At 64.0% G+C, this 23211-nt stretch carries 26 protein-coding genes; 15 read left to right on the top strand and 11 right to left on the bottom strand.

Annotated elements, in window-relative coordinates; genetic code table 11:
• Both IQ16_RS42775 and IQ16_RS42770 read right to left on the bottom strand, forming a co-directional pair.
• Nucleotides 1-195, bottom strand: a 195-nt coding sequence (locus IQ16_RS42775) for a transposase (RefSeq protein ID WP_488226087.1), incomplete at its 3' end; no start/stop codon positions are given.
• Nucleotides 196-353: 158 nt separating this feature from the next.
• On the bottom strand, nt 354-845 hold the full coding sequence (locus IQ16_RS42770) for an RNA 2'-phosphotransferase (protein WP_244636082.1): 492 nt from the start codon (nt 843-845) through the stop codon (nt 354-356).
• Between the two features lie 65 nt (nt 846-910).
• Between IQ16_RS42770 and IQ16_RS42765 the strand changes: the two genes are divergently transcribed.
• Nucleotides 911-1552, top strand: coding sequence for an HAD-IA family hydrolase (locus IQ16_RS42765; protein ID WP_026311864.1), 642 nt, complete (start codon nt 911-913; stop codon nt 1550-1552).
• A gap of 34 nt (nt 1553-1586) precedes the next feature.
• Complete coding sequence (locus tag IQ16_RS42760) at nt 1587-2507, top strand: nucleoside hydrolase (protein WP_018642160.1); 921 nt, start codon at nt 1587-1589, stop codon at nt 2505-2507.
• Between the two features lie 109 nt (nt 2508-2616).
• Here IQ16_RS42760 and IQ16_RS42755 read toward each other — a convergent pair whose 3' ends face one another.
• Both IQ16_RS42755 and IQ16_RS42750 read right to left on the bottom strand, forming a co-directional pair.
• Nucleotides 2617-3555 carry a YVTN family beta-propeller repeat protein gene (locus IQ16_RS42755; protein ID WP_018642161.1) on the bottom strand — a complete coding sequence of 313 codons (939 nt, stop codon included), beginning with the start codon at nt 3553-3555 and terminating at the stop codon, nt 2617-2619.
• Nucleotides 3556-3557: 2 nt separating this feature from the next.
• Nucleotides 3558-4124 (bottom strand): SRPBCC family protein, encoded by a 567-nt coding sequence (locus IQ16_RS42750; RefSeq protein ID WP_018642162.1) that lies wholly within the window; start codon nt 4122-4124, stop codon nt 3558-3560.
• Between the two features lie 1186 nt (nt 4125-5310).
• On the opposite strand from IQ16_RS42750, the gene IQ16_RS42740 reads away from it, so the two are divergent.
• Nucleotides 5311-7374: a DUF1217 domain-containing protein gene (locus IQ16_RS42740; protein WP_018642163.1), complete on the top strand. Its 2064-nt coding sequence runs from the start codon at nt 5311-5313 to the stop codon at nt 7372-7374.
• 16 nt (nt 7375-7390) lie between these two features.
• On the opposite strand, the gene IQ16_RS42735 is transcribed toward IQ16_RS42740, so the two are convergent.
• The 3 genes from IQ16_RS42735 to IQ16_RS42725 form a co-directional block, all read right to left on the bottom strand.
• Nucleotides 7391-8251 carry a PCC domain-containing protein gene (locus IQ16_RS42735; protein ID WP_018642164.1) on the bottom strand — a complete coding sequence of 287 codons (861 nt, stop codon included), beginning with the start codon at nt 8249-8251 and terminating at the stop codon, nt 7391-7393.
• 9 nt (nt 8252-8260) lie between these two features.
• Nucleotides 8261-9868 (bottom strand): acyl-CoA synthetase, encoded by a 1608-nt coding sequence (locus IQ16_RS42730; protein WP_018642165.1) that lies wholly within the window; start codon nt 9866-9868, stop codon nt 8261-8263.
• A 104-nt stretch (nt 9869-9972) separates the two neighbouring features.
• A complete protein-coding gene (locus IQ16_RS42725) occupies nt 9973-10470 on the bottom strand; it encodes a hypothetical protein (RefSeq protein WP_026311865.1) in 498 nt (165 codons plus the stop codon).
• A gap of 94 nt (nt 10471-10564) precedes the next feature.
• Between IQ16_RS42725 and IQ16_RS46200 the strand changes: the two genes are divergently transcribed.
• From IQ16_RS46200 to IQ16_RS42710, 3 genes are all read left to right on the top strand, one after another.
• Entirely contained in the window at nt 10565-10933 is a 369-nt protein-coding gene (locus IQ16_RS46200) for a hypothetical protein (RefSeq protein ID WP_018642166.1), read from the top strand.
• 91 nt (nt 10934-11024) lie between these two features.
• Nucleotides 11025-11540 (top strand): DUF3828 domain-containing protein, encoded by a 516-nt coding sequence (locus IQ16_RS42715; protein WP_018642167.1) that lies wholly within the window; start codon nt 11025-11027, stop codon nt 11538-11540.
• Nucleotides 11541-11551: 11 nt separating this feature from the next.
• On the top strand, nt 11552-11827 hold the full coding sequence (locus tag IQ16_RS42710) for a GNAT family N-acetyltransferase (RefSeq protein WP_018642168.1): 276 nt from the start codon (nt 11552-11554) through the stop codon (nt 11825-11827).
• 48 nt (nt 11828-11875) lie between these two features.
• On the opposite strand, the gene IQ16_RS42705 is transcribed toward IQ16_RS42710, so the two are convergent.
• Together IQ16_RS42705 and IQ16_RS42700 are read right to left on the bottom strand one after the other, a co-directional pair.
• Complete coding sequence (locus tag IQ16_RS42705) at nt 11876-12274, bottom strand: SPW repeat domain-containing protein (RefSeq protein ID WP_026311866.1); 399 nt, start codon at nt 12272-12274, stop codon at nt 11876-11878.
• A 165-nt stretch (nt 12275-12439) separates the two neighbouring features.
• On the bottom strand, nt 12440-13375 hold the full coding sequence (locus tag IQ16_RS42700) for a tetratricopeptide repeat protein (RefSeq protein ID WP_018642169.1): 936 nt from the start codon (nt 13373-13375) through the stop codon (nt 12440-12442).
• Nucleotides 13376-13479: 104 nt separating this feature from the next.
• Here IQ16_RS42700 and IQ16_RS42695 point away from each other — a divergent pair, with 104 nt between their 5' ends.
• Nucleotides 13480-13755: a GNAT family N-acetyltransferase gene (locus IQ16_RS42695; RefSeq protein ID WP_018642170.1), complete on the top strand. Its 276-nt coding sequence runs from the start codon at nt 13480-13482 to the stop codon at nt 13753-13755.
• Between the two features lie 50 nt (nt 13756-13805).
• Here IQ16_RS42695 and IQ16_RS42690 read toward each other — a convergent pair whose 3' ends face one another.
• Nucleotides 13806-14207: a DUF3597 domain-containing protein gene (locus IQ16_RS42690; protein WP_018642171.1), complete on the bottom strand. Its 402-nt coding sequence runs from the start codon at nt 14205-14207 to the stop codon at nt 13806-13808.
• A gap of 335 nt (nt 14208-14542) precedes the next feature.
• Between IQ16_RS42690 and IQ16_RS42685 the strand changes: the two genes are divergently transcribed.
• Together IQ16_RS42685 and IQ16_RS42680 are read left to right on the top strand one after the other, a co-directional pair.
• Entirely contained in the window at nt 14543-15451 is a 909-nt protein-coding gene (locus IQ16_RS42685; protein ID WP_018642172.1) for a DUF2189 domain-containing protein, read from the top strand.
• A 129-nt stretch (nt 15452-15580) separates the two neighbouring features.
• A complete protein-coding gene (locus IQ16_RS42680) occupies nt 15581-16405 on the top strand; it encodes a lytic murein transglycosylase (protein WP_018642173.1) in 825 nt (274 codons plus the stop codon).
• A gap of 74 nt (nt 16406-16479) precedes the next feature.
• Here IQ16_RS42680 and IQ16_RS42675 read toward each other — a convergent pair whose 3' ends face one another.
• Nucleotides 16480-16806 carry a hypothetical protein gene (locus tag IQ16_RS42675; RefSeq protein WP_018642174.1) on the bottom strand — a complete coding sequence of 109 codons (327 nt, stop codon included), beginning with the start codon at nt 16804-16806 and terminating at the stop codon, nt 16480-16482.
• 644 nt (nt 16807-17450) lie between these two features.
• On the opposite strand from IQ16_RS42675, the gene IQ16_RS42670 reads away from it, so the two are divergent.
• From IQ16_RS42670 to IQ16_RS42645, 6 genes are all read left to right on the top strand, one after another.
• Nucleotides 17451-17603: a DUF1127 domain-containing protein gene (locus tag IQ16_RS42670; protein WP_007590701.1), complete on the top strand. Its 153-nt coding sequence runs from the start codon at nt 17451-17453 to the stop codon at nt 17601-17603.
• Nucleotides 17604-17730: 127 nt separating this feature from the next.
• Nucleotides 17731-19158: a methylenetetrahydrofolate--tRNA-(uracil(54)-C(5))-methyltransferase (FADH(2)-oxidizing) TrmFO gene (gene trmFO / locus IQ16_RS42665; protein WP_018642175.1), complete on the top strand. Its 1428-nt coding sequence runs from the start codon at nt 17731-17733 to the stop codon at nt 19156-19158.
• Between the two features lie 7 nt (nt 19159-19165).
• Complete coding sequence (locus IQ16_RS42660; protein ID WP_018642176.1) at nt 19166-20260, top strand: serine/threonine protein kinase; 1095 nt, start codon at nt 19166-19168, stop codon at nt 20258-20260.
• Between the two features lie 95 nt (nt 20261-20355).
• A complete protein-coding gene (locus IQ16_RS42655; protein ID WP_018642177.1) occupies nt 20356-20907 on the top strand; it encodes a CAP domain-containing protein in 552 nt (183 codons plus the stop codon).
• Nucleotides 20908-20985: 78 nt separating this feature from the next.
• Nucleotides 20986-22164 (top strand): aminotransferase class V-fold PLP-dependent enzyme, encoded by a 1179-nt coding sequence (locus tag IQ16_RS42650; RefSeq protein WP_018642178.1) that lies wholly within the window; start codon nt 20986-20988, stop codon nt 22162-22164.
• 87 nt (nt 22165-22251) lie between these two features.
• Nucleotides 22252-23194 (top strand): IS630 family transposase gene (locus IQ16_RS42645; RefSeq protein ID WP_145831636.1). Its coding sequence is split into 2 segments (ribosomal slippage): nt 22252-22587 and nt 22589-23194, totalling 942 coding nucleotides; the frame shifts between segments, so codons are not numbered across the junction.
• Nucleotides 23195-23211: the final 17 nt, after the last annotated feature.

The raw sequence follows: 23211 nt of genomic DNA, 5'->3' as shown, positions 1-23211 counted from the left end.
CAGACCGATCATGAAGCGCGTCTCGATCCCGGGCCTGCCGTTCTCGCTGTAGAGCGGCGCGATCTCGCCGTCGATCCAGTCCCAATCGACCTTGCCGGCGAGCAGAACCAGCTCGTGCTTCATATTGATGATCTGGTCGAGCCGAGCCCGGAACAGATCGTTCGATCCCGTCGTCTTGTGCTTCTTCGGCCGCATCGTTCCCTCCGATGCAGACAAGGAATCATGCTTCCCGCTTCGAGGGAATCCACGAAAACCAAATCGCAAGGTTCTGACGCCCAAAGCATCAAAACCTTGCAATCTGGAAATGCCCCTTAGCCCAAATCGAGATTCCCGATCAGTGGCTTAGTCCTTCTTCACGGACGACGAAAAAACTTGAATCCCTTGGCATGCATGCCGCCGGCATCGACCTTGAAGATGTGCGGCTTGCCGTGGCGCTGACCGACGCGCTGCGCCGTCGCCTCGTCGGAGGACAGGTGCACCTGCTGGCGCGCCTGCGGCTTCAGTCCCTCGGACAGGATCGCTTCGACGAACCGGGTTGCGGTCCCGTGATACAGGACCGACGGCGGCTCCTGCGCCGCCAGGCCAAGTTCAACGGAGACGGAATGGCCTTGCGCAGCGCGAATGCTGAGTCCGTCGGCCGAGAGCGAAAACCGCTTCTTGTCGCTGCTGGCGACGACATCGAGCAGACTGGCGCGCGCGAACGTCGTCCCCGCCGCATTGGCTTTTTCAACGAGCTCGTCGATGTTGGCCCAACCTTCGGGGCCCAGCGTCAAGCCGACCTCGTCCGGCTTGTGCCGCAGCACAAAGCTAAGGAATTTGCTGAGCTGAACCGGATCCACCGGCATCTTGTGCATTCCCTTCGATCTCTTGTACATCCGGCGATGACATGAGACCAGATTTTCCGACAATGATGCCCTACTCCCTCGCCATCTTCGATCTCGACGGCACCCTCGCCGACAGTTTTCCGTGGTTCCTGCGCGTCATCAACGACGTTGCCGACCGCTTCAGCTTTCGCCGTGTCGCCGAGGAGGACATCGAGGGGCTGCGACATGCCTCGAGCCGCGAGATCCTCACCCGGCTCGAAGTGCCGCTGTGGAAGCTGCCGGCGATCGCGCGGCATGCGCGGCGGCTGAAGGCGCAGGCAGCAGCCGAGATTTCGCTCTTTGCGGGCGTCGAGACCATGCTGCGGACGCTGGCGGAGAACGGCGTGCAGCTTGCGCTGGTGACGTCAGACAGCGAAGCCAATGCGCGCGAAAAGCTCGGCGAGGCTGCCGCGCTATTCTCGCATTACGACTGCTCGGCATCGCTGTTCGGCAAGGCCGCGAAATTCCGCCGCGTCGTCCGGCGCGCCGGCGTGGATCCCGGCCGCGTCATCGCGATCGGCGACGAGGTGCGCGACATCGAGGCCGCGCGGGCCGCAGGGATAGCCTGCGGCGCGGTCAGCTGGGGCTATGCCGCGCCGGCGGCGTTGCGGGCGCTTGCGCCCGATCACATGTTCGCCCAGATGGAGGAGATTGCCGAAGTGGTCTGCCGGATCCAGCAGAGCGTCTAATCCGCAATCGCAGCGCACGGCTGGGGAGACGTCGATGACACTCACGGACGCAAGCCGCCTCAAGCTCCTGGAGCCGCCGATCGGCCGGTTGCGGGTCGTGCTCGACACCGACACCTATAACGAGATCGACGACCAGTTCGCGCTCGTGCAGATGCTGCTGTCGACGGACCGGTTCAATGTCGAAGCGATCTACGCCGCGCCGTTCTTCAATGCGCGCGCGGACAGTCCCGGCCACGGCATGGAGCTGAGCTATCAGGAAATCCTGCGCCTGCTGGATCGCCTGAACGTCGCGCCGGAAGGCCTGGTTCATCGCGGCGTCACCGACTATGTCGGCCCCGGCAAGACGGCGCGGACGGCACCCGCCGTGGACGACCTCATCACCCGGGCGCGCGCGGGCACGCCGGACAATCCGCTCTACGTCGTTGCCATCGGCGCCATCAGCAACGTCGCCTCGGCGCTGCTGAGGGCGCCTGATATCATCGACCGGATCGTCGTGGTCTGGCTCGGCGGCCATGCGCTGGAATGGCCCCACACGGTCGAGTTTAATCTGAAGCAGGACGTCGGCGGCGCGCAGGCGCTGCTCGACAGCGGCGTGCCGCTCGTCCTCGTCCCTTGCATGGGCGTCACCTCGCGTCTTCACTCGACTGTTCCGGAGATCGAACGCTACGTCGAACCCCACGGCAGCATCGGCGCGTTTCTCGCCATGCGCTTCAAGGAGTATGCGCCCGACCACATGGGCTGGGCCAAGGAAATCTGGGACATGGCGCCGGTCGGCTGGCTGCTCAATCCCATGTGGGCACCGAGCTTGATCATCCCGGCTCCCGTCCTCACGGATCAGATGACGTGGAGCGTCGACCGCCGGCGGCATCCGATCCGCTACGTGACCTATGTGGACCGCAATCCGATCCTGAAGGATTTTTTCGTGAAGTTGCGAGACTTCGCCGCGTCGAAATGAGTCCGTAAAATTCGTAGCCCGGATGAGCGGAGCGACATCCGGGACCATCCGCGCCTGCAGCAAGTCCCGCATGTCCCTCCGCTCATGCGGGCTACGGCAGCCCAGCCCTCTACTCCGTCCTGCGCAAGAACGCCCCGAACGCGCGCGGGCCGTCGCCGGTCTTGATCTCGCCGATCACCTTCAATTCGACCGCATCGATGATGCTTAGCGTGTTGCTCTCCCAGCAGGCGACGATGATGCGCTTGCCGTCGGCGGTTGCATTGATGCCTTCGGGGTAGTCGCCGACATTGATGCGCTTGACCGGCTTCAGGCTCGTGAGCTCGAACACGCTGACCGTGCCGCCATATTGATCGGTGACGAAGCCGCGTCCTTGCGTCAGCGCCACCGCATAGGGCCGCATTCCCACCGGCACGCGGCCGACCTCGCGCGTCTCCGCGATGTCGATCACGGAGACGTCGTCGGAGCCGACATTGGCGGTGTAGGCGCGCTTGCCCTCGGCATCGATGGTAACGCCGAACGGGCGCGTGCCGACCTTGATCACCGCCTTGCGCTGGCGCGTCGCCGCGTCCACGACCGAGACGCTGTCGTCGTCGCGGTCGGCCGACAGCAGCAGCTTGCCGTCGGGCGTCACTGCCAGCCCCGACGGCGAGGCGCCGACCGCGATGCTGGCTGTGACGCTGCGGCTCGCGGCATCGATCACCCGCACCGCCGCCGCGTACCAGTCGGCGACATAGACGGTACGGCCGTCAGGCGCCACGGCAATGCCGAGCGGCCCGCCGCCGACCTCGATCCGCCCCGTCACCTGCCGCGCGGCGGCGTCCACCACCGTCACGGCCTTGGCATCCGGGCTCGTGACATAGGCAAAGCGCCCGTCGGCACTGACGGCGACGCCGGCCGGCTTGCCGCCGATCGGGATGGTCGCAACGCTGCGCGAGGTCGCGAGGTCCACGACCATCAGATCGTCGCTGAGCTGGTTGGTGACGAACGCCTCTTCGGCTGACGCCTGAGCGATGCTGGCGGCGAGCGCCGCCAGGACCAGGACCCGCACGGTCAGCTTCCGCTCTCGATCTTCTTCTTCAGCGCCTCGAGGCCGGCCTTGTAGAGCCCGCTCACCGCGGTCTTGGCGGCTTCGTCGCTCAGCTCGGGCGGCGGATCGTTGTTGGGAAAGCCGCGGTAGAACGCCCCGGCCCATTCCAGCGTCGCGCCCTTGCCGTCGGCGCTCGGCGTCACCGTCAGCGTCGAGGAATAGTTGGTGACCGGCAGCACCTTCACGTCGACGGAGGTGATCCGGTAGGAATAGGTCATCGCGGCGGCGTCGAACTTGTAGAGCTCCTCGTCCACGGTGGCGCCGCCCGTCAGCGTCAGCTTCCGCGTCGCGCCGATCTCGTTTCCCTTCTCGCCCTCGGTCTTGGTCACCGGCGGCAGCCAGCTCATGTCCTGGAAATTGCCGATCACGGCCCAAACCTTCGCCGGGGCTGCGTTGATCTCGATGGATTCCCGCACTTTCTGCCGGGTCGGTCCGTGGGCCCAGGCCGGCCCAAACACCGCCGTCAGGGCCATCCCCACCACCGCCAGCGCCGCCACCCCGGCGAGCGCCGTTCCGCTTCTCATCCTCATCTCGTTTCCTCACTCTTCAATCTGCGCGACTTGAGGCGCGCTGGGATCATCGTAGCGCATTTTGGGGCCGAGGGGAGACCGGTTCGTGGCATGGCGGAGGCGGGGTCGCGTTCACGCCATAGCTTGCGTTGCCCGACGGGCAAAACACACAAGACCGGGGTCAATGCATCAGGACGAAAACAATTCGCTTTACGCGAATTCGGATTTATCGCATGTTGCAGCCATCCCAGCCCGGTCCGAGGGGCGTATCGCGATCGTCACGACACGCGGGATGGGACGTGGTGGACGCAGGCGGCGTCGGCGCGAAGGTGGTTTGCGGGGCGGCTCACGCCGTGAGCAAACGGCTAGCGCGCGCACGACCGGTGCAGCCTGCGTACGGCAAAATCGTGTGGTCCTGGCGCCCGGGGTCTGTGCGCCAAGTCCTGCTGTGATGCGGCGACCCAACCGGGCCGCGCGCATCAGCCATCCGCAGGGCGACGGGGGCAATAGTGCATCGCTCCCCGGGGAGAGCGCGACATAAGCCGTAAAACCACTGCGCAGGGAAGGCCGGATGTTTGGCTTCACCTGTATGCCGCTGTGCAGCTTCTCGTAGCGCAATTTTCGCACAGTGGACCGTGGGTGCCAGCCGGCACCCCGCCTTCCCTGCGCCCTCGGCACTTTTGAGGGCGACGACTGAAGCAAAGCTCGGGCACGATGTGCCGCGAGAATGCGAGACCGTGTGCGCGATTTAGATTCGAGCATGAGATGAATTCCGCGCACGTGCCCCGGACGCGGCGCAGCGCCCCTTCGGCGATGCGCTGCAGAGCCGGGGCCCATGCAGCAGCAAAATGCGCGGCTTCTGGGTCCCGGCTCTGCGCCGCAACGCTTGCGCATTGCAGCTTGTCCGGGACACGCGTGTGGGCGTCGGGTATGCCCCCTCGCCGCCCATTCCGATCCATTCCCTGATCGGAACATATCCGGAACACCATCTTCGCGAAAGCTGCATCTGAGAAACATATGGAAACAAACGGCAACAAAACACGGCATGCGTCATCTTGGCACAAACTAAAACTTTAGATTGTGATCCAGAATCACTTTAAGAAAACGCAGCTATGAGACAGAGGCTGGCATGAGGCCGGCTCCCACCTCGCGACCCCGCAATGATTGACGGAAGTCCGGGACGTTAAGAAGCCGCGAGGAATGCGCGATGGTGTCAACGTATTTCAGTTACAACTACATTTCGCACCATCTCAAACAGTCCCTGACACGGGTCGAACAGCAGACCGACGTCGCGCGAGAGGCCGCCTATTACAAGGCCAACATCGGCAAGGTGAAGACCGTCGACGATCTCATGAAGGACTATCGCCTGTATCATTATGCTTTGAAGGCGTATGGCCTGGAAGACATGGCCTACGCCAAGGCGTTCATGAGAAAGGTGCTGGAGAGCGACCTCTCCGACGCAAAGAGCTTCGTCAACAAGCTGGTGGACAAGCGTTACCGGGAGTTTGCCGAGGCATTCTCCTTCTCGGGCGGTATAAAGCCCGTTGCGCAATCGGAGGACCAGACCGATGAGACGATCGGTCTGTACACGGCAACCATGAAGAAGCGGGTCGACGCACTAGCCGACGATACGAAATACTACAGCGCCCAGATCGGCGGCATCAGCAGTGCAGACCAGCTCCTGAACAACGACCGTCTTCGCAACTACGTCTATTCGGCATTCGGGATCGATCAGAGCAAGTGGCCGCCCGACACGATAAGTCAGGTCCTGCGCAGCGATCCATCCGATCCAAACAGCTACGTCAACACCACCTTCGCGTCTCAGTTGCCCGGCCTCAACGCCCAGCTCGCCCAAGCCAAATCGGACGTGAGCGCCACCAATACGAAGATCGCCGACTACACGGCTCAACTGTCGCAGCCCGGCGCCGACGTAGCCCAGTTGAACGTCCAGATCCTGGTCGAAAAATATCACCTGGAATCATACACGAAGAGCGTATCCAGCCTCGGCGACCAGATCGCGACGATAGGTAACTTTGTAGACCTGGCCGGCGCATTCGAGTTTTCGCCTGACGGGTCGCTGCCGTCGGGTGTGCCCGCGCAGACTGCCGCAAACGTCACGCTCACGGCAAAGCGGTTCGACGACAGCAAGTCCGCCGTCTATGCGGCTGCAAGCCCGCTAAGCGAAGCGCTGGCAATCAGGAATTTCAGAAACGCCATCCTCAACATCAAGTCAGTCCAGGCGTTCGTATCGACTCCGGCCGTATATGATTTTGCGCTGGGCGCCGTCGGCCTCGATCCCAAAACGGTCTCGCAGGACACCGTCAAGGCTGTCCTCGAAAGCGATCTCAGCAACCCCAAGAGCTTCGTCTATACGCTCAAGGACAATCGGTACGTCGAGCTCGCACGCGCCTTCAACTTCGACGCCAAAGGCAATCTGACGACCCCCTTGGTGGCTCAGGACCCGGCAAAAGTCCTCCAGATCGCGAAGGACTACGTCATTGCAGTCGTGAAACAGGCAAGCCCTGAGCAGCAGAAAGCAGTTCGGGAACAGGCCCAGAAAGACGCGACGTCCTATCAGGAAGCCATCGCAGGCATAGACAGCGTTTCCGAGCTGCTTGCGAACCAGAAGATGGTCGATTTCATTCTCGTCGCCAAGGGTTTGGACCCCAAGAAGGTCAGCACCGAATATCTCGAGAAGATCTTCGCGTCCGACCTGAACAATCCAAAGAGCTTCGCCAACACCCAGACCGATCCTCGCTTTGCGGAAATCGCGGCGTCGTTCAACTTCGACAGCAAGGGCAACGTCGCGCGCCTCGCGATGATGGGTCCGCAGAAGCAAGACCAATTCCGGGAAACACAGGCAAACTATCTCCAGCAAAGCCTCGAGCAGCAGCAGGGGGATACGAACCCCGGCGTACGCCTGGCACTCTATTTCCAGCGAAAGGCGGGGGAAATCACGTCCGCATACGACATCCTCGCCGACAAGGCGCTTTCCGAGGTGTTCAGGACCACCTTCAATCTGCCCGACTCGATGGCGTCGATGCCGATCGATCAGCAGGCCAAGTTCGTGGACAAATTCATGAAGATCAAGGACCTCTCCGATCCCGCGAAGGTCGAAAAGCTCCTGGGCCGTTTCTCCGCCATGTATGACGTCAAAAACGGCCAGAGCATCGGTCAGGGACAATCCCCGTTGCTCAATCTCTTCCAGGGATCAGGCTCAGGGATAAGTGACTCCACCTACCTGGCCATCGCCAAACTACGTTCTCACTGATGATCGTTCGCCGAGATTAGCTCAACACCTCGAGCACCAATTCCATGGTCATCAGCACGGGATTGTCGCCACGGATCAGACGCCCTTCGGCGATGCCGCCCATGTAGTCGATCAGGGCAACATCGAGCACAGCCTCCAGCTCCCTGGAGGGACCAGACGCGATCGTCCCGGCCGTTATCGCCAGCTCCGTCGCGAACGGCTCGGTCACGCCGCCATGGGTGAAGCGGGCGCCGATGGTCGAGCCGACGCCGCCATGAATCTTCGCCCGCGTGATGCCGCGTGCGCGGCAGAAGTCTTCGAGGCAGAAGGCAAAATCCTGATTGGGGCGCAGCCGCAGCGCAAAGGCACGGCTGGTCGTGCGCGCGCCGGTGCTCGCAAGCGCGACCGGTCCGAACAGCTTGAAATTGGTTTCGGGATCAGGCTCGGCGGTGAACATTGCGCCGTCGAGGCCGAAGGCTTCGACCTCGAACGGCTCGGCGACGATGGTCTCGTCCGGCAGCATGTGGCCACCGCCGGCCTTGTCGCCGGCTTCGGTCCAGAGCCCATGGCAATGAAAGAACGGCGCGCCGTCGCGCGTGCCGAGCGTCATGCTGCCGAGCTTCGTGCGCGTGATGCCTTGGGGCCGATAGGTGTCGCTGTAGAACGCGGCATTCTCGCCGGTCTTGGACAGCGCCGGCATGACATAGCCGAACGGCCCGAGCGCGCCTCCGCGAAAATTCAGCACGCCACCGACAAATCCCTCCGCCGCAAAGCCGCGTCGTGCAGCCTCCAGCAGCGGCACACCTGCCTGAAGCGTAAAGGAGAAGGCGCGCCCCCTCGCCTCCACCCATTGAATGCGCTCTGCGACGGGCGCGCCGGGCTGCTTGATACTTCGCATCACCTACGCTCAGCCCGCCTTGATCTTGTCGAGGTCGAGCAGGCCGCGCGCCTCGAGCTCGTCGCGCACCATGCGCTTCGGCACCTTGCCATAGCCGGATTTCGGCAGCGCCTCCCAGAAGAAGAACCGCTTCGGCATCTTGTAGCGCGGCACCTTCGGGCCGAGGAACGCCGCCATCTCGGCCTCGCTCACGGCCTTCGCGCCTTCACGCGCGACGCAGACGGCGACGCCGACCTCGCCCCAGGTCGCGTCGGGCACGCCCAGCACGGCGACCTCGCCCACCGCGGGATGCGTCAAAATCTTCTCCTCGATCTCGCGCGGATAGATGTTGGAGCCGCCGGAGATGTACATGTCGGACGCGCGGCCGGTGATGTAGACAAACCCCTCCTCGTCCATATGGCCGAGATCGCCGGTCCGGAACCAGCCGTTGCGGAACGCCTTGGCATTGGCTTCGGGGTTGTCGTAGTAGCCGGCGAACACCGCAGGTCCGATCACGCAGATCTCGCCGCTCTGGTTCGCCTTGAGCTCGCGGCCCTCGTCATCCTGGATCGAGACCTGCATGCCGGTGCGCTCGAAGCCGCAGGTGCCGATCTTCGCATGCGGGCCGTCCTCGGGATCGTGCAACGCCGCCGGCAGCACGGTGATGTTGCCGGTGACCTCGCCGAGACCGAAATACTGCACGATGACCTTGCCGAGCTTCGTCAGCGCCAACTTCTGGTCCTCGCGATACATCGGCGCGCCGGCATAGATCACTTGCCGCAACGAGGAATGATCGTATTTGTCGACGGCGGGATGCTCGACCATCATCTTCAGGATGGTCGGCACCGTGAAGAGATTGCTGACGCGGTGGGCCTCGATCAGACGGAACGCCTCGTTGATGTCGAATTTTTCCGTCGGCAGCAGCACGGTGCAGACGCCACGCACGGTCTGCACCAGCTGGTGGACGCCGGCGCCATGCGACAACGGCGCCACCACCAGCGAGGCATCGTTCTCGGTGACGCCCGGGGTGAGATCGGCGAGATGGTTGGTGACGACAAATCCCATCTGGCCGTGGGTCAGCACCGCCGCCTTGGAGCGGCCGGTGGTGCCGGAGGTGAAGAAGAACCAACAGGGATCGTCATATTCGACCTCGGCATTCGCAACATCTGCGCCGGCGTTCGAAGCGATGGCGTCGGCCACCGAGCGCTCGCCGAACGTGGCCTTGCCGTCGAGGCTCCAGGTGAATTGCAGCGCGCCGCCCTTCACCGCCGCCGCATGCTCGGGAAAATCGACGTGGCACAGAAACGCCTTCGCGCCGGAGGCCTCTGCGAGGTAGGTGACCTCATCCGGCATCAGGCGGAAATTGGTGGGCACCCAGACCGCACCCAGCCGGAACGCTGCGAACATCGAGAAGAACATCTCGTCGCCGTTCTTGGAATGGACGAGGATGCGGTCGCCTTTCGTGACGCCGCGCGCAGCGAGCGCAGCGGCCAGCGCCGAGACCTGCGCGTCGATCTCGCGCCACGTCCGGGATCTGTCGCCCCAGACGAAACCGGGACGCGATCCATGCCGCCGCGCATTCTGCGTCAGCATGTAGGCGAGATTCATGACGCGGCGGGACATGCGCAGGGGCTGCATCGGGCTTCCTCTTCGAGCGCGGACGGCGCGCAAGCCGCCCGCTCATTGCAGCCCATTTATCGCCATCGCCGGGCCCCCGCAAGGCCGCCCGCCGCACACCTGCCCTACGGTTGCCTGAACGCAAATGGGGTTGCCGAGATCGCCTTCTCCTTGGAGCAGGCCTGCGCACCGAAACCGCCGCAATAGCTCCCATGCAGATCGAACCGGACAACGCGCGCGGCGCCGCGCTTCATCGGCGGCGCCAAAATCTTGTAGCTGCGGACGTAGCCGTCGAACACCGAACGCACGCTGCCATCCGGCAGCGTGACCAGGATGTTCGTGACGCAGCCGCCGGTTCCGCAATAGGTGGTCTCGCGTTCCCCGCATTTGGTGTCGTGGAAATCGACGATATAATCGTCGCGGCCGTCGCCGGTCAGGTCGAGCTTGCGCACCGTGTCCGGTGCAAAGGTCACCGCGCCTCCGTCCTGGCTCTCGCATTCCTCATTGGCGTAACGCAGAGCCTTCTGCACGCCGGACGGATAGTCGGCCGGATTGAACGGCTTTGCGTCGTCGGCGCGCGCGGCCGTGGCAAGGAGGGTCAGCAGGAGCATCAGATATCGCATGCGCGTTGGTCGTGCGCAGGCCCGCCATCGTTCAAGGAATCTTAAACATGATCGGCGCAACCTCGCTCAGTTCTCGCGTACAGAGTGCCGCATCATGGTCAAAGCGCCCGCCCTCCTCGTCTTGTCGCTGGCGCTCGCCGGATGCGCCATCGCCCCGCAAGCACATCTGGCCTCCGATCCCGCCTTCAAGCCTGCACGCTATGCCTGGGATGGCGCCGGCGAGGATCCCAATCAGCCGCGCGCTGCCTCCGCACCATCGCGAACGACGCGTACCGCCGCCACATCCGAGCGCACCGGGTCGCGAGCCGGACTACAGCCCTATTCGAAGGAATGGTGGCAGGCGCAGGACGGCATCGAGGCCGAGCAGGACGCCAGGGTCAACCGCTCCCTCGTCATCTGCCAGGGCTGTCTCCGCCCGCAGCCGCAGGCGGAAGATTCCAGGCTCGCCAAAGCGAGCGATTGAACCGAACGGCCTTCCCATCGGTCTACAGAAATGTGCGCCGGCACCGGCCGCCCCGGCCTGCCGTCATGCGCCATCATCTCAGGGACATCTCATGCTCACCCGTCGCTCCTTCGTCGCCGCTTCTCTGCTCGCCGGCATCTCCCCGGCATTGGCCGAGACCCCTGCCCCCGCCGATCCCCTCGCCACCCTGACCGCGATCTACGCCCGCGCGGCCAAGGGCAAGGGCGATGGCGGCGGCGCCTTCATCATCGAGAACAAGGCGGCGAAGGCAAAATACCTCTCCAAGGCGCTGGTCGCGCTGTGGGCCAAGGCGGATGCGCATACGCCGAAGGGCGATGTCGGGCCGATCGATTTCGATCCGGTCACCAATTCGCAGGAACCGGACGTGAAGTCGTTCAAGGTGGACGCCGAGAAGATGGAGGCGGACAAGGCGATCGTCGCGGTCACCATCACCGGTCACCGCAACGACCGGAAACCTGCCGACCTGATCGTGCGTTACGACTTCGTGCGCGAGGCAGGTAGCTGGCGGATCGACGACATCAGGGGTGCCTCCGACGGCGAGGCCTGGTCGATCCGCAAGATGCTGACGGACTCCCTCAAGAGCTGACCGGAGACGACATGAGCGACGTCATCGACAACAAAGCCCACCACCGCTTCGAGTTCGAGGTCGAGGGCCACCTTGCGACCGAGCATTACAAGCTCGACGGCAATGTCATCACCTTCGAGCATACCGAGGTGCCGAAGGAGCTCGGCGGCAAGGGCGTCGGCTCAAAGCTCGTGCAAGGCGCGCTCGACCAGGTTCGCTCCGCCGGATTGAAGCTGATCCCGCAATGCCCGTTCGTGAAGGCGTGGATCGAGAAGCACCCGGACTATCAGGACCTGGTGAAGCAATAACCGCGCAGGCCCGCCCGTAGCCGGGCGGGCCTTGCCGATATCAACGGCCTACTGCCCATGCTTGAGCATGTCCTGGTCGTTCAGATCCCAGTCCTGCCACAGCAGCAGCACGCCGAGGAGAACCACGGCCGCGCCGAGGCTCGTGTGGTAGAGGCGCAGGAACCCTTCACCGGAATAGCCGAGGAAGTAGGGCGAGGCGATGAGCCACAATCCGACCAGGATCGTGGCCACTTCCTGCCAGCGTTGCAGCGCGACATATTCGAGCTGGCTGATGCCAAACACGATCAGGCCGACTGCGACCGCATTCAGGATGATCATCGAGTCTCCGACGACCCCGGGCTGATCCTGGATGGGAAACCACGGCGAGACGACAATCAATGCGCCCAGCAGCATCCCGGACCAGTCTTCCCATGTGCGATGAGTATTCAAGAAACCAAAGTCCGACATCGTACCCTCCTCTGACAGAGGCACACGTCGGCGGCTGGCGATCACGACTTCCGAATGTCTGGCGACCCTGCCTGCCGCATTCGGACGTATGTCCTAGGGAACACGTGGGAACAACCGGTGACCGCGCAAGAGTGAGAGCGAGGATTATTTCATATCGCACCGCAGCTAGGGCGCCCCGAGCTTCCTCAACGACTCCTGTGCTGTCTGCAAGCCCGGCTTCAATTCCAGCGCCTTCCTGAAATCGGCGATCGCACCCTGCTTGTCGCCCAGCCGCAGCTTAGCCTGTCCGCGGTTGTTCCAGGAGAACACGTCTGAGGGATCGTATTGCAGCGCCTTGTCGTAGTCGGCGAGGCCGCCCTTGTTGTCGCCCTGAAAGAGCCGGATCATGCCGCGATTGCGCCAGCCGCGCGCATCCGTCGGGGCGAGCCGGATCGCCTCGCCATAATCGGCGGCCGCACGGTCGAGCTGCTCGCTGTCGCGATAGACGTTGCCACGGTCGATATAGGCGAGGATATCGGGCGCAAGCTTGATCCGCGTGGTGTAGTCGGCGAGCGCATGCGTGGTATCGTGCTTGCGGGCGTAGACGTAGCCGCGATTGGCATAGGCGGTGGCGTAATTGGGATCGCGCTTGATCGCGACGTCGAAATCGGCAATGGCGCCGTCGAGGTCCCCCTTGCTGTAGCGGGATTCGCCGCGGTTGCTGTAGGCCAGCGCCGGTGACGGATCGAGCTTGATGGCCTGGTCGTAATCGGCGATGGCGCGATCGTAGTCGCGCTTGAAGCTATAGACACGGGCACGGTTGTTGTAGGCGCAGGCATAGTCCGGCGCGAGCCTGACCGCCTCGTCGAGATCGGACAGCGCGGCGTCGAGCTCGCGCTTCTCGGTGAGGCCATGGCCGCGGTTGCAATGGGCGCCCGCGAGCCTGCGACCGGTCTCGCTCCCGGTGTCAATGACGCTCGAGCAGGCCGCGACCCGCTGGTCCGGCGTGCTGGTCGGCCCGACGCACGCCTCCCAGGCCGGACCGCCTTCGGCCGCAGCCAGCACCGGTGCCGTCGAAGCGAGCGCGACCAGCAAGGCCATGACGCTGAGCGGGACACGCATTTTCCGGATATCTCCCCTGCGGCAACCTCCCTTGGTCGCATCTTGGCAAGGGCCGGTTCAGCCGCCTAGATCAGAGGCAGACATCGTTTCGGAAGGATTTCCGCATGGCGGCATCGGTACGCGACAACAAGGATAAGAGCCGCTTCGAGCTCGATATCGGCAGCGACATCGCCTTCGCCAATTACCGCCTGACGCCGTCGGCGGTGATCATCACCCACACCGAGACGCCGCGCGCGCTGCGCGGCCGCGGCATCGCCTCCGAGCTGGTCAAGGGTGCGCTGGATCTGATCCGACGCGACGGCAGGAAGGTGATCGCCGGCTGCGGCTTCGTCGTCGACTATCTCGACAAGCATCCCGAGGATGCGGACCTCGTCGCCTGAACGCAAAAGGGCCCGCGCGATCGCGGGCCCTTCGACGACCGAGGGATCGGTCAGTGCTTGATCTCGGGCGGCAGCTTGCCGCCATTGGCGGCGAGCTTGGACATCACCTGCTTGTGCAGCCAGACGTTCATGCTGGCCGAGTCGTTCATGTCGCCGCTGTAGCCGAGCTCCTTGGCGAGATCCTTGCGCGCGGCCAGGCTGGAGTCGATGTCGAGCGCCTTCATGAGATCGACGATCGAGGTGCGCCATTCCAGCTTCTCGCCCTTGTGCGCGGCAACCGCCGCATCGACGATTGCCGCAACGTCCACATTCGCCATCGGCGCGGACGCCGGCGTCGATCCGCCCGGCGCGGCGCTGGCGGGCGCGCTACCCGGCGCTGCGCCACCGGCGGGCGCGGCGGAAGCCGGATGGCCGCCGAAGATCGCGCCCATGATTTTCCCGAAAATGCTCATGTCTGCTCCCCGAAAAGGATCCGTTGGAAGGCCTTGAGTGGCCACTTATAGACCAAGTTACTGCGTTGCGCCCGCGGTGTTCTGCGAACCTGCAAACAGCATGAGCTTATCTGCGGCGAAATGACGGCCGAATGACATCGTCGAGGTTGCATTGCGGCATCAAATTTCACCCAGGCGTGAGGGACAGGACTCGGAATTGGGAGTAGCCTCAAGGTTCAACTCGCGATCCCGTCCGGAATTCGCGTCTGGTTGGAATCGCGAAACTCAGAGAAGAGCGGCCGCTTGCGCCGTTTGCCGGCGTCGAGTGCGGCTGCCCGGCAAGGGAGCTAGCGACCATGGCGACACTCTACCAGGGCAATGTCCCCACGATGGCCCAGCCCACTGATGCGGCTGGACCAGTCATTCGAACCATCCACCTGTCCGACCTGCACGAGGCGCTCCGGCGCGGCTGGGAGGATTTCAAGGCGGTTCCGAGCCACGCCATCATCCTGTGCGTGATCTATCCGGTGCTGGGCCTCGTGCTCGCCCGCGTGGTGATGGGCTATTCGGTGCTGCCGCTGCTGTTTCCGCTGGCCGCGGGCTTCGCCCTGATCGGCCCGTTCGCCGCCCTCGGTCTCTACGAACTCTCCAGCCGACGCGAACGCTATGAGGAGGCCAGCGCCTGGGATGCCATGGAGGTGCTGCGCTCGCCTTCGTTCGGCGCAATGCTCGGTCTCGGCACGCTGCTGCTCGCGCTGTTCGTGACCTGGGTTGCCACCGCGCAGGCGATCTATGTCGCGGCGTTCGGTTATGAGGGGGTGACTGGGATATCGGATTTCGTGACGCGCGTGCTGATGACGCAGCAGGGCTGGTGGCTGATCGTGGTCGGCTGCGGCACAGGTTTCCTGTTTGCGCTCGCCGCGCTCTGCCTCAGCGCCGTGTCGTTCCCGCTCATGCTCGACCGCCATGCGGGCGCGTTCGAGGCCATGGTGACCTCGCTGCGCGTCGTTGCCAGGAACCCGGTGCCGATGGCGGCCTGGGGCCTGATCGTCGCGGTGCTGCTGGCGCTCGGCACGATCCCGGCGTTCCTCGGCCTCGCCGTCGTGATCCCCCTGCTCGGCCACGCCACCTGGCATCTCTACCGTAAGGTGATCGTATCCGATCCCGGTGCGCGGCCCGTACCGCCTCCGCCGCATCGTCCGCGCAAACCGGCCGCGGATTTCCCGGCCAATCTCTTCCCGTGGCGGAATCGAACGGACGCTTAACGATCTCGTGACATCCGATCCTGCCCGGCTCCGGGCAGGATCGGCACGGTCATGCGCCTTGCTTTGGCCGCGGTTCCGGCAGAGATTGCACGCGCCGGTCAGATCACTTCACGGAATCCATTTCATCTGATGACCCCGACGATTTCTCGTCTCGCTCTCGCAGCCCTCGCCCTCTCCGTTTCAATTCTGTCCGCCGAGCCAGCGCTTTCCGCTGCTGCCTGCGGCTCGGGCAATTTCGACGCCTGGCTTGCGGATTTCAAAGCCGACGCCGCGGCCAAGGGTATTTCGCAGCAGGCCATCGCCGCCGGGCTCGCAGGTGTGACGCTTGACGACAGCGTGCTCAAACGTGACCGCTCGCAAAAGGTCTTCACCCAGACCTTCGAGGAGTTTTCCGGCCGCATGGTGCCGCCGCGCATGACACGCGGCTCCAACATGATGAAGCAATACGGCTCGGTGCTGTCGCGCATCGAGCAGACCTACGGCGTGCCGGGCGAGGTGCTGGTCGCGATCTGGGGTCTGGAGACCGATTTCGGCGTCAACACCGGCAAGTTCGCCACCATCCGCTCGCTGGCGACGCTGGCCTATGACTGCCGTCGTTCCGATCAGTTTCGCGCCGAGTTGCTGGATGCGCTGCGCATCGTCCAGCGCGGCGACCTCGCGCCAGCCGACATGAAGGGGGCCTGGGCCGGCGAACTCGGCCAGACCCAGTTCATGCCGTCGTCCTGGATGAAATATGCCGTCGACTTCGACGGCAACGGCAAGCGGGATCTCCTGCACAACGCGCCAGACGTGCTCGCCTCCACCGCCAATTATCTCGCCGGCTATGGCTGGCAGAAGGGGAAGGATTGGCAGCCGGGCAGCCCGAACTTCGCGGTGCTGCAGCAGTGGAACAAGAGCGAGGTCTATTCCAAGACCGTGGCCTATTTTGCCGCCCAGCTCGCGCGCGCTCCTTAAAGGCACTTTAGGAAACGCGTAGGGCCGATCGCCCTGCGATCGGCCCTCTCTTGGGTGCGTTTGTACCTACCCGTCTACTTGCCCATGGTGGCTTGCATCGCCTTGTTCAGATGCGCGCCGCACGCACCCATTTTGCCGTTGAGCAGGGAGTCCTGAGCCGCAGCGATCTCCTTCTGCGCGACGAACTTGCTGTCGCCGTCGGCCATGTTCTCGATCGCGGTCTCCGTCTTCTCCAGATTGGCCCCGCTGCAACCGCCCATGGCGTGCTTGGCGGCCTGGGCCGGCGCGATGGCGAATGCGACGGCGGCAATTGCGATAACCCCGAGTAACTTCGTCATGATGTTACTTTCCTTCTCTTGTTCTTGGGACAGACCCGGCGACATTGCCGGAATCTGCAACATGACTTTCCTTCGGTTGCGGCAACTTGCCGCAATAAATTTCCCGCGAGAATTGCGTGATGTTGCGCGCTGCGCAGAGCCCACATGCGAAACTTCTGATTTTCATTACAACTTGGTAATCAGGGGACGCACGCTTGGCGTGTGTGCGCCGCACCAACGGGACGGTGGCCAGCTCCAGATCCAATGGCAGCGAATGCTGCCCGAGCCCCACCGAAAGCCATGACTGCAATTCTTCCGGGCAGTGCCGACGAATCGCAGCTCGAAAGCACGATGGAACGCGACAACATTTGAATATTTGTTCATTCCTACAAATCGCGTTTCATGCGATTCGCGCATGCGAGACTTGGGCTTAGAAGCTAGCCCATCGTGTTGCGGATCACGGAATCGCAACTTATTTCAACCCTCATCGGAACCGCGATGCCTGCCATAACTCCGTGATTTCACGGTATTTTATTGCAGAACGCGGGCAATCCCGCCCAGCCCTTGGGCGAGAGTGCCAAGAGGTTAAGCGCCCCTTACCGATGCTATGCGCTCATCGCTTAGCTGCATCGCAACATCGGAACTTTCGCACTGCACCACTCTCACCTATATTCATTTCAACGATGACGCCTTAGGCAAAGGCTGAATCGAACTACAGGAGACTACCAATGCTGCTCTCGCTCATCCGCATGATCCAGGCCTTCCGGGATTATCAGCGCAATGTTGCCGAGCTGTCCCAGCTCAGCGATCGCGAACTGGCCGACATCGGCCTTGATCGCTCGGACATCCCGCGCGTTGCCGCCGGCCAGTATCAGGGCTGATATCGTTCAGCCCTTCACCGGAACGAACCGATAGCGCCCGCCTCGTGCGGGCGTTGTCGTTTCCGGAGGCAGAAAATTCGATCTCGGCGATTCCACTCGTCGCCGAAAAGCGCTACCTGTCCGCCCCATGACAGGACCCCATTCCAATAGTGTGCACGTGATCGGTGCCGGCCTTGCTGGCTCCGAGGCCGCCTGGCAGGTCGCCAAAGCCGGCGTGCCCGTGGTGCTGCACGAGATGCGGCCGGACCGCATGACCGAGGCGCACCGCACCGACGGGCTCGCCGAGCTCGTCTGCTCCAATTCGTTCCGCTCGGACGACGCCGCCAACAATGCCGTCGGCCTCCTGCATGCGGAGATGCGCCGCCTCGACTCGCTGATCATGCGCGCGGCCGATGCCAACCAGGTGCCCGCCGGAGGCGCGCTCGCGGTCGACCGCGACGGCTTCTCGGCCGCCGTCACCAAGGCGCTGAACGAGCATCCCCTGATCGAGATTGCCCGCGGCGAGATCGCAGGCCTGCCGCCGGCCGACTGGGGCAACGTGATTGTCGCCACCGGCCCCCTCACCTCCGCCCCGCTGGCTGACGCGATCCGCGAGCTGACCGACGAGAACGCCCTCGCCTTCTTCGATGCGATCGCGCCGATCGTGCACCGCGAATCCATCGACATGTCGGTGGCCTGGTTCCAGTCGCGCTACGACAAGGTCGGCCCCGGCGGCAACGGCGCCGACTACATCAACTGCCCGATGACCAAGGAGCAGTATGACGGCTTCGTCGCCGCCCTGATCGCCGGCGAGAAGACCGAGTTCAAGGAGTGGGAGACCAACACGCCCTATTTCGACGGCTGCCTGCCGATCGAGGTAATGGCGGAGCGCGGGCCTGAGACGCTGCGCCACGGCCCGATGAAGCCGGTCGGCCTCACCAATCCGCACGATCCCACCACCAAGGCCTACGCCATCGTGCAGCTGCGCCAGGACAACAAGCTCGGCACGCTCTACAACATCGTCGGCTTCCAGACGAAGCTGAAATACGGCGAGCAGCAGCGCATCTTCCGCACCATTCCAGGGCTGGAGAAGGCCGAGTTCGCCCGCCTCGGAGGCCTGCACCGCAACACCTTCCTGAATTCACCAAAGCTGCTCGACAACCAGTTGCGCCTGCGCGCGCAGCCGCGGCTGCGCTTTGCCGGCCAGATGACGGGCTGCGAGGGCTATGTGGAATCGGCCAGCGTCGGCCTGATCGCCGGCCTCTACGCAGCCGCGGATGCGCGCGGCGAAGCGCTGGCGAGCCCGCCGGGCACGACGGCCCTCGGGTCGCTGCTCGGCCACATCACCGGCGGCCACATCGAGACGATCGAGCCGGGCACGCGCTCGTTTCAGCCGATGAACATCAATTTCGGACTGTTCCCGCCGCTCGCGAGCGTGCCGACCAAGAAGCCCGACGGCACGCGGCTGCGCGGCAACGAGAAGACGGTGGCCAAGAAGCAGGCGATGAGCGCACGGGCGCTCGCCGATCTCGATCGTTGGATCGCCGATCACCTGCGCATCGCCGCAGCCGCGTGAGTTTTCGATGAGCCTTCCCAAAGACGACGCCGCGGAGCTCTCGGCGCGCTGGACCGAGGGCGTGCTGCTCAAGCGCGACGTGTTCTCGACCGTCGAGCGCGGCCGCTTCCGCGGTGACAATTGCGAGGTCGACGCGGTCCTGCGCCGGCTCGACGAGGTGCCGTGGTGGTCGTTCCTGCTGGCACGGCATCTGTTCGCACGCGAGAAGCATGCGCTGGCCCTCGCCAAGGGCCTGAATGTCGGCCCCGAGCTGCTCTGGGCCGGACGCCGCGCCTTGGTGCGCGGCTTCGTCGACGGCGTCGCGCTGCATCTGGCGAAGCCCCATGGCGACCTCGCCTATTTCCGTTCGGCCAAGGCGGCGCTTCGCCGGCTGCGCCGTGCCGGCATCTGCCACAACGATCTCGCCAAGGAACAGAACTGGCTGGTCGGCCGTGACGGCCGCGCCTACGTGACGGACTTCCAGCTCGCCGCGTGCTTCGCGCGGCGCGGCCGACTCTACCGCATCCTCGCCTATGAAGACCTCCGCCACTTGCTCAAGCACAAGCGCTCCTATGCGCCGGAAGCGCTGACGCCGCGCGAGCGAAAAATCCTGGCGAAGAAGTCGTTCGCCGCGAGCCTGTGGCTTGTCACCGGCAAGAAGGTCTACCGCGCCATCACCCGCGGCCTGTTCAATTTCACCGACCGCGAGGGCGGCGGCCGGCGGCTCGTCAACGATGCGCCGGTTCTGGCCGAGCTGATCCGCAAGAATCCGGCGGTGCGTGACACCGCCATCGTCGCCTTTGCCGATCGGCGCTCCGGCGTCGGCCTCTATGCCTTCGTCGAGGCGGATCAGGCCACGCTCGAAGGCCAGCTCCGGAGCGAGCTTTCGGCCGCCAAGGGGCCCAAGCCGCCGGAGCACATCCAGGTGGTGCACGCGCTGCCGCGCGACACCAGCGGCAAGCCGCGGACCGAGATCCTGCAGCTGGTCGCCATGAACCAGCTCGACCTGATCGAGCCGATGATGAAGAACGACCAGGACCGCGCCTTCCTCAAGGACATTCTGGAACAGCGCAAGAACCTGCGCGACCGCTTCAATTTCGAGGCGGACCTGCCGGCCGGCTAGTCTGGCGGCCCGCGCCTTGAAGCGTCCACAATGGCGATAGAGAAGCGGTCGGATCATTCGGGCTTGGCGGGGTCATGGGCACTGGGGGGACGACGATGCGGCGTGCGGTTGGCGGTCTGATCGCCGGCGTGCTGCTGCTTGCGGCCGCCCCCGCAATTGCCGATTCCCCGGCCGAGCAGATCTCGAGCTTCCGCCTCAAGCACGGTGAAGTCCGCGTCGTCCGCGACGCCACGCTCGACCGCATCGCCATGGACCAGGCCCGCGCGATGGCGGCAAAGGACGATCTCAGCCACGACGCGCTCGGCCCGTTCAACCGGCGCGTCGCCCCGGCCGGCGCAGGCCGCGCCGCCGAGAACATCGCCTATGGCTACGACAATTTCGAGAAGACGCTCGGGCAGTGGATCGACTCGTCGGGGCACCGCAAGAACCTCCTGCTGCACAACGCCTCCCGCGTCGGCATCGCGAGCGCCAGGAACGCCAGCGGCAAGCGCACCTATTGGGCGATGGTGATCGCCGGTGATTACGAGCCGAAGGGCAAGAAGAAAAAGGATAAGGAGCCGCTGGTTGCCGTCAAACGCGAGGCCGCACCCGCCAGCAAGCCCAAATCCAGCAACTGCCACGTCAAGCTGCTCGGCCTTTGCATCTGAGGCCCAGCCCTGCCGTCTTGCTCACAATCCTCGACGCATCTAATTCATGCTCGAAGATCGCGAGAAGCGGAGGCGCAAGTGATCGACATCGACCGGATACGCGCCGAGACGCCCGCCGCCGCGCGGCTCGCGTACCTGCATAACGCCGGCGCGGCCCTCATGCCGGCGCCGGTTGTCGCGGCGATGAAGGAACACATCGATCTGGAGAGCGAGATCGGGGGCTATGCGGCCGCCGACCGCGAGGCGAGCCGGATTGATTCAGTCTACGGCTCGGTCGCGCGTCTGCTGAACGCCGCGCCTGACGAGATCGCGCTCGTGGAGAACGCGACGGTTGCCTGGCAGATGGCGTTCTACGCACTGCCGTTCCGCAAGGGCGACCGCATCCTGACCGCCGAGGCGGAGTATGCGGCCAATTATGTCGCGTTCCTGCAAGTCGCCAAACGTACGGGCGCGATCATCGACGTGGTGCCGAGCGACGCAACGGGCGAGCTCGACATCCAGGCGCTCGAACGCATGATCGACGCGCGCGTGAAGCTGATTGCCATCACCTGGGTCCCGACCAATGGCGGGCTGGTCAATCCCGCGGCGGCGATCGGCAGGATCGCGCGGGCGCACGGCATTCCCTATCTGCTCGACGCCTGCCAGACGGTCGGCCAGATGGCCGTCGACGTCGAAGCCATCGGCTGTGACATGCTGTCGGCGACGGGGCGCAAATTCCTGCGCGGCCCGCGCGGCACCGGGTTTCTCTATGTGCGCCGAGCACTGCTGCAACAGCTCGAGCCGCCGATGATCGACCATTTCGCTGCGCCCTGGGTCTCGCGGGACACCTATCAACTACGGGATGACGCCCGCCGCTTCGAAAACTGGGAGAACAATTACGCAGCCCGGCTTGGGCTTGGCGCGGCTGTCGACTATGCCCTCGCAATCGGCCTAGGTCCCATCGAGCAGCGTTGCCGCCTGCTTGCGGACCGTCTTCGCAGCGGCCTCGCCTCCATTCGTGGCATCACCGTTCGCGATCTCGGCCGCACGCCCGGCGCCATCGTCAGCTTCACGGTGGAAGGGCATGAGGCTGACGCCATTGTTCGCAGCGCCGCTGAGGCGGGCATCACCATCGGCGCTTCGGATCCGGCGAGCACACGCATCGACTCTGAAATCCGCGCGCTGCCGCCGCTCGTGCGGGCATCCCCGCATTACTACAACACGGAAGCGGAGATCGACCGGCTGATCGACCACCTCGCGGGCCTGACGCCACGCTAGAGCATGTTGTTTTTGACTGGAATCGGGGTTCCCAGAGGGGGCGATTTCTGATTCAAACTCCATGCTGGGTGGGGGAGGCCAGCATGGATGACGCGTCCCTATTCGGAAGACATCCGTGAACGCGCCTTGGCTCGCGCTGACGCGGGCGAGACGGTTCGTTCGATCGCAGAGGCGCTACAGATCAGCCCCTCCTGCGTGACGAAGTGGAAGAACCTAAGGCGTGATACCGGAGGCCTGGCGCCCGGCCAGATCGGCGGCCACAAGAAGCGGGTTCTGTCGGATGCCAACGCCGACTGGCTGCGCAAACGCATTCGCTCGGGGCCATTCACCTTGCGCAAGCTGACGCAGGAGCTGGCTGCACGGGGGATCAAGACAGACGTGCGGGCGGTGTGGACTTTTGTTCACGCCGAGGGGCTCAGCTTCAAAAAAAACGCTTCTACCAGCCGAGCAGGATCGCCCAGACGTCGCACGTAAGCGGACCCGCTGGAAAGCGCATCAAGGCAGGATCGATGTCGCACGGTTGGTTTTTATCGACGAGACGTGGATCAAGACCAATATGGCGCCGCTACGCGGCTGGGGGCCTTGTGGACAGCGCCTCCAAGCATCTGCACCTTTCGGCCATTGGAAGACCATGACCTTCATCGCGGCGCTGCGTCACGATCGGATCAGTGCGCCTTGGGTGATTGATGGCCCTATCAATGGTGAACTCTTCACGCTGTACGTCGAGAAGGTGTTGGCACCCACCCTCGCACCGGGCGAGATCGTCGTTCTCGACAATCTTGGCAGCCACAAGGGCAAAGCGGCTCGCCAAGCTATCCGGGCCAGAGGCGCCCACCGTATCTTCCTGCCGCCCTACAGCCCTGACCTCAACCCGATCGAGCAAGTCTTCGCCAAACTCAAACACCTCATGCGAGCCGCAGAGCCTCGTGACGTGGAGGCAACCTGGCGGAAGGTTGGTGAACTCCTCGATCTCTTCTCCGAGGCGGAGTGCACCAACTACTTCAAAAACTCAGGCTATGTTTCCGTGTAAATACATCATGCTCTAGC

The sequence above is a fragment of the Bradyrhizobium huanghuaihaiense genome, assembly GCF_007830635.1.
In the GTDB taxonomy this organism is placed as follows: Bacteria; Pseudomonadota; Alphaproteobacteria; order Rhizobiales; family Xanthobacteraceae; genus Bradyrhizobium; species Bradyrhizobium huanghuaihaiense.
Note: the sequence above shows the minus strand (reverse complement) of the source record. Positions and strands in the feature narration are given on the sequence as shown.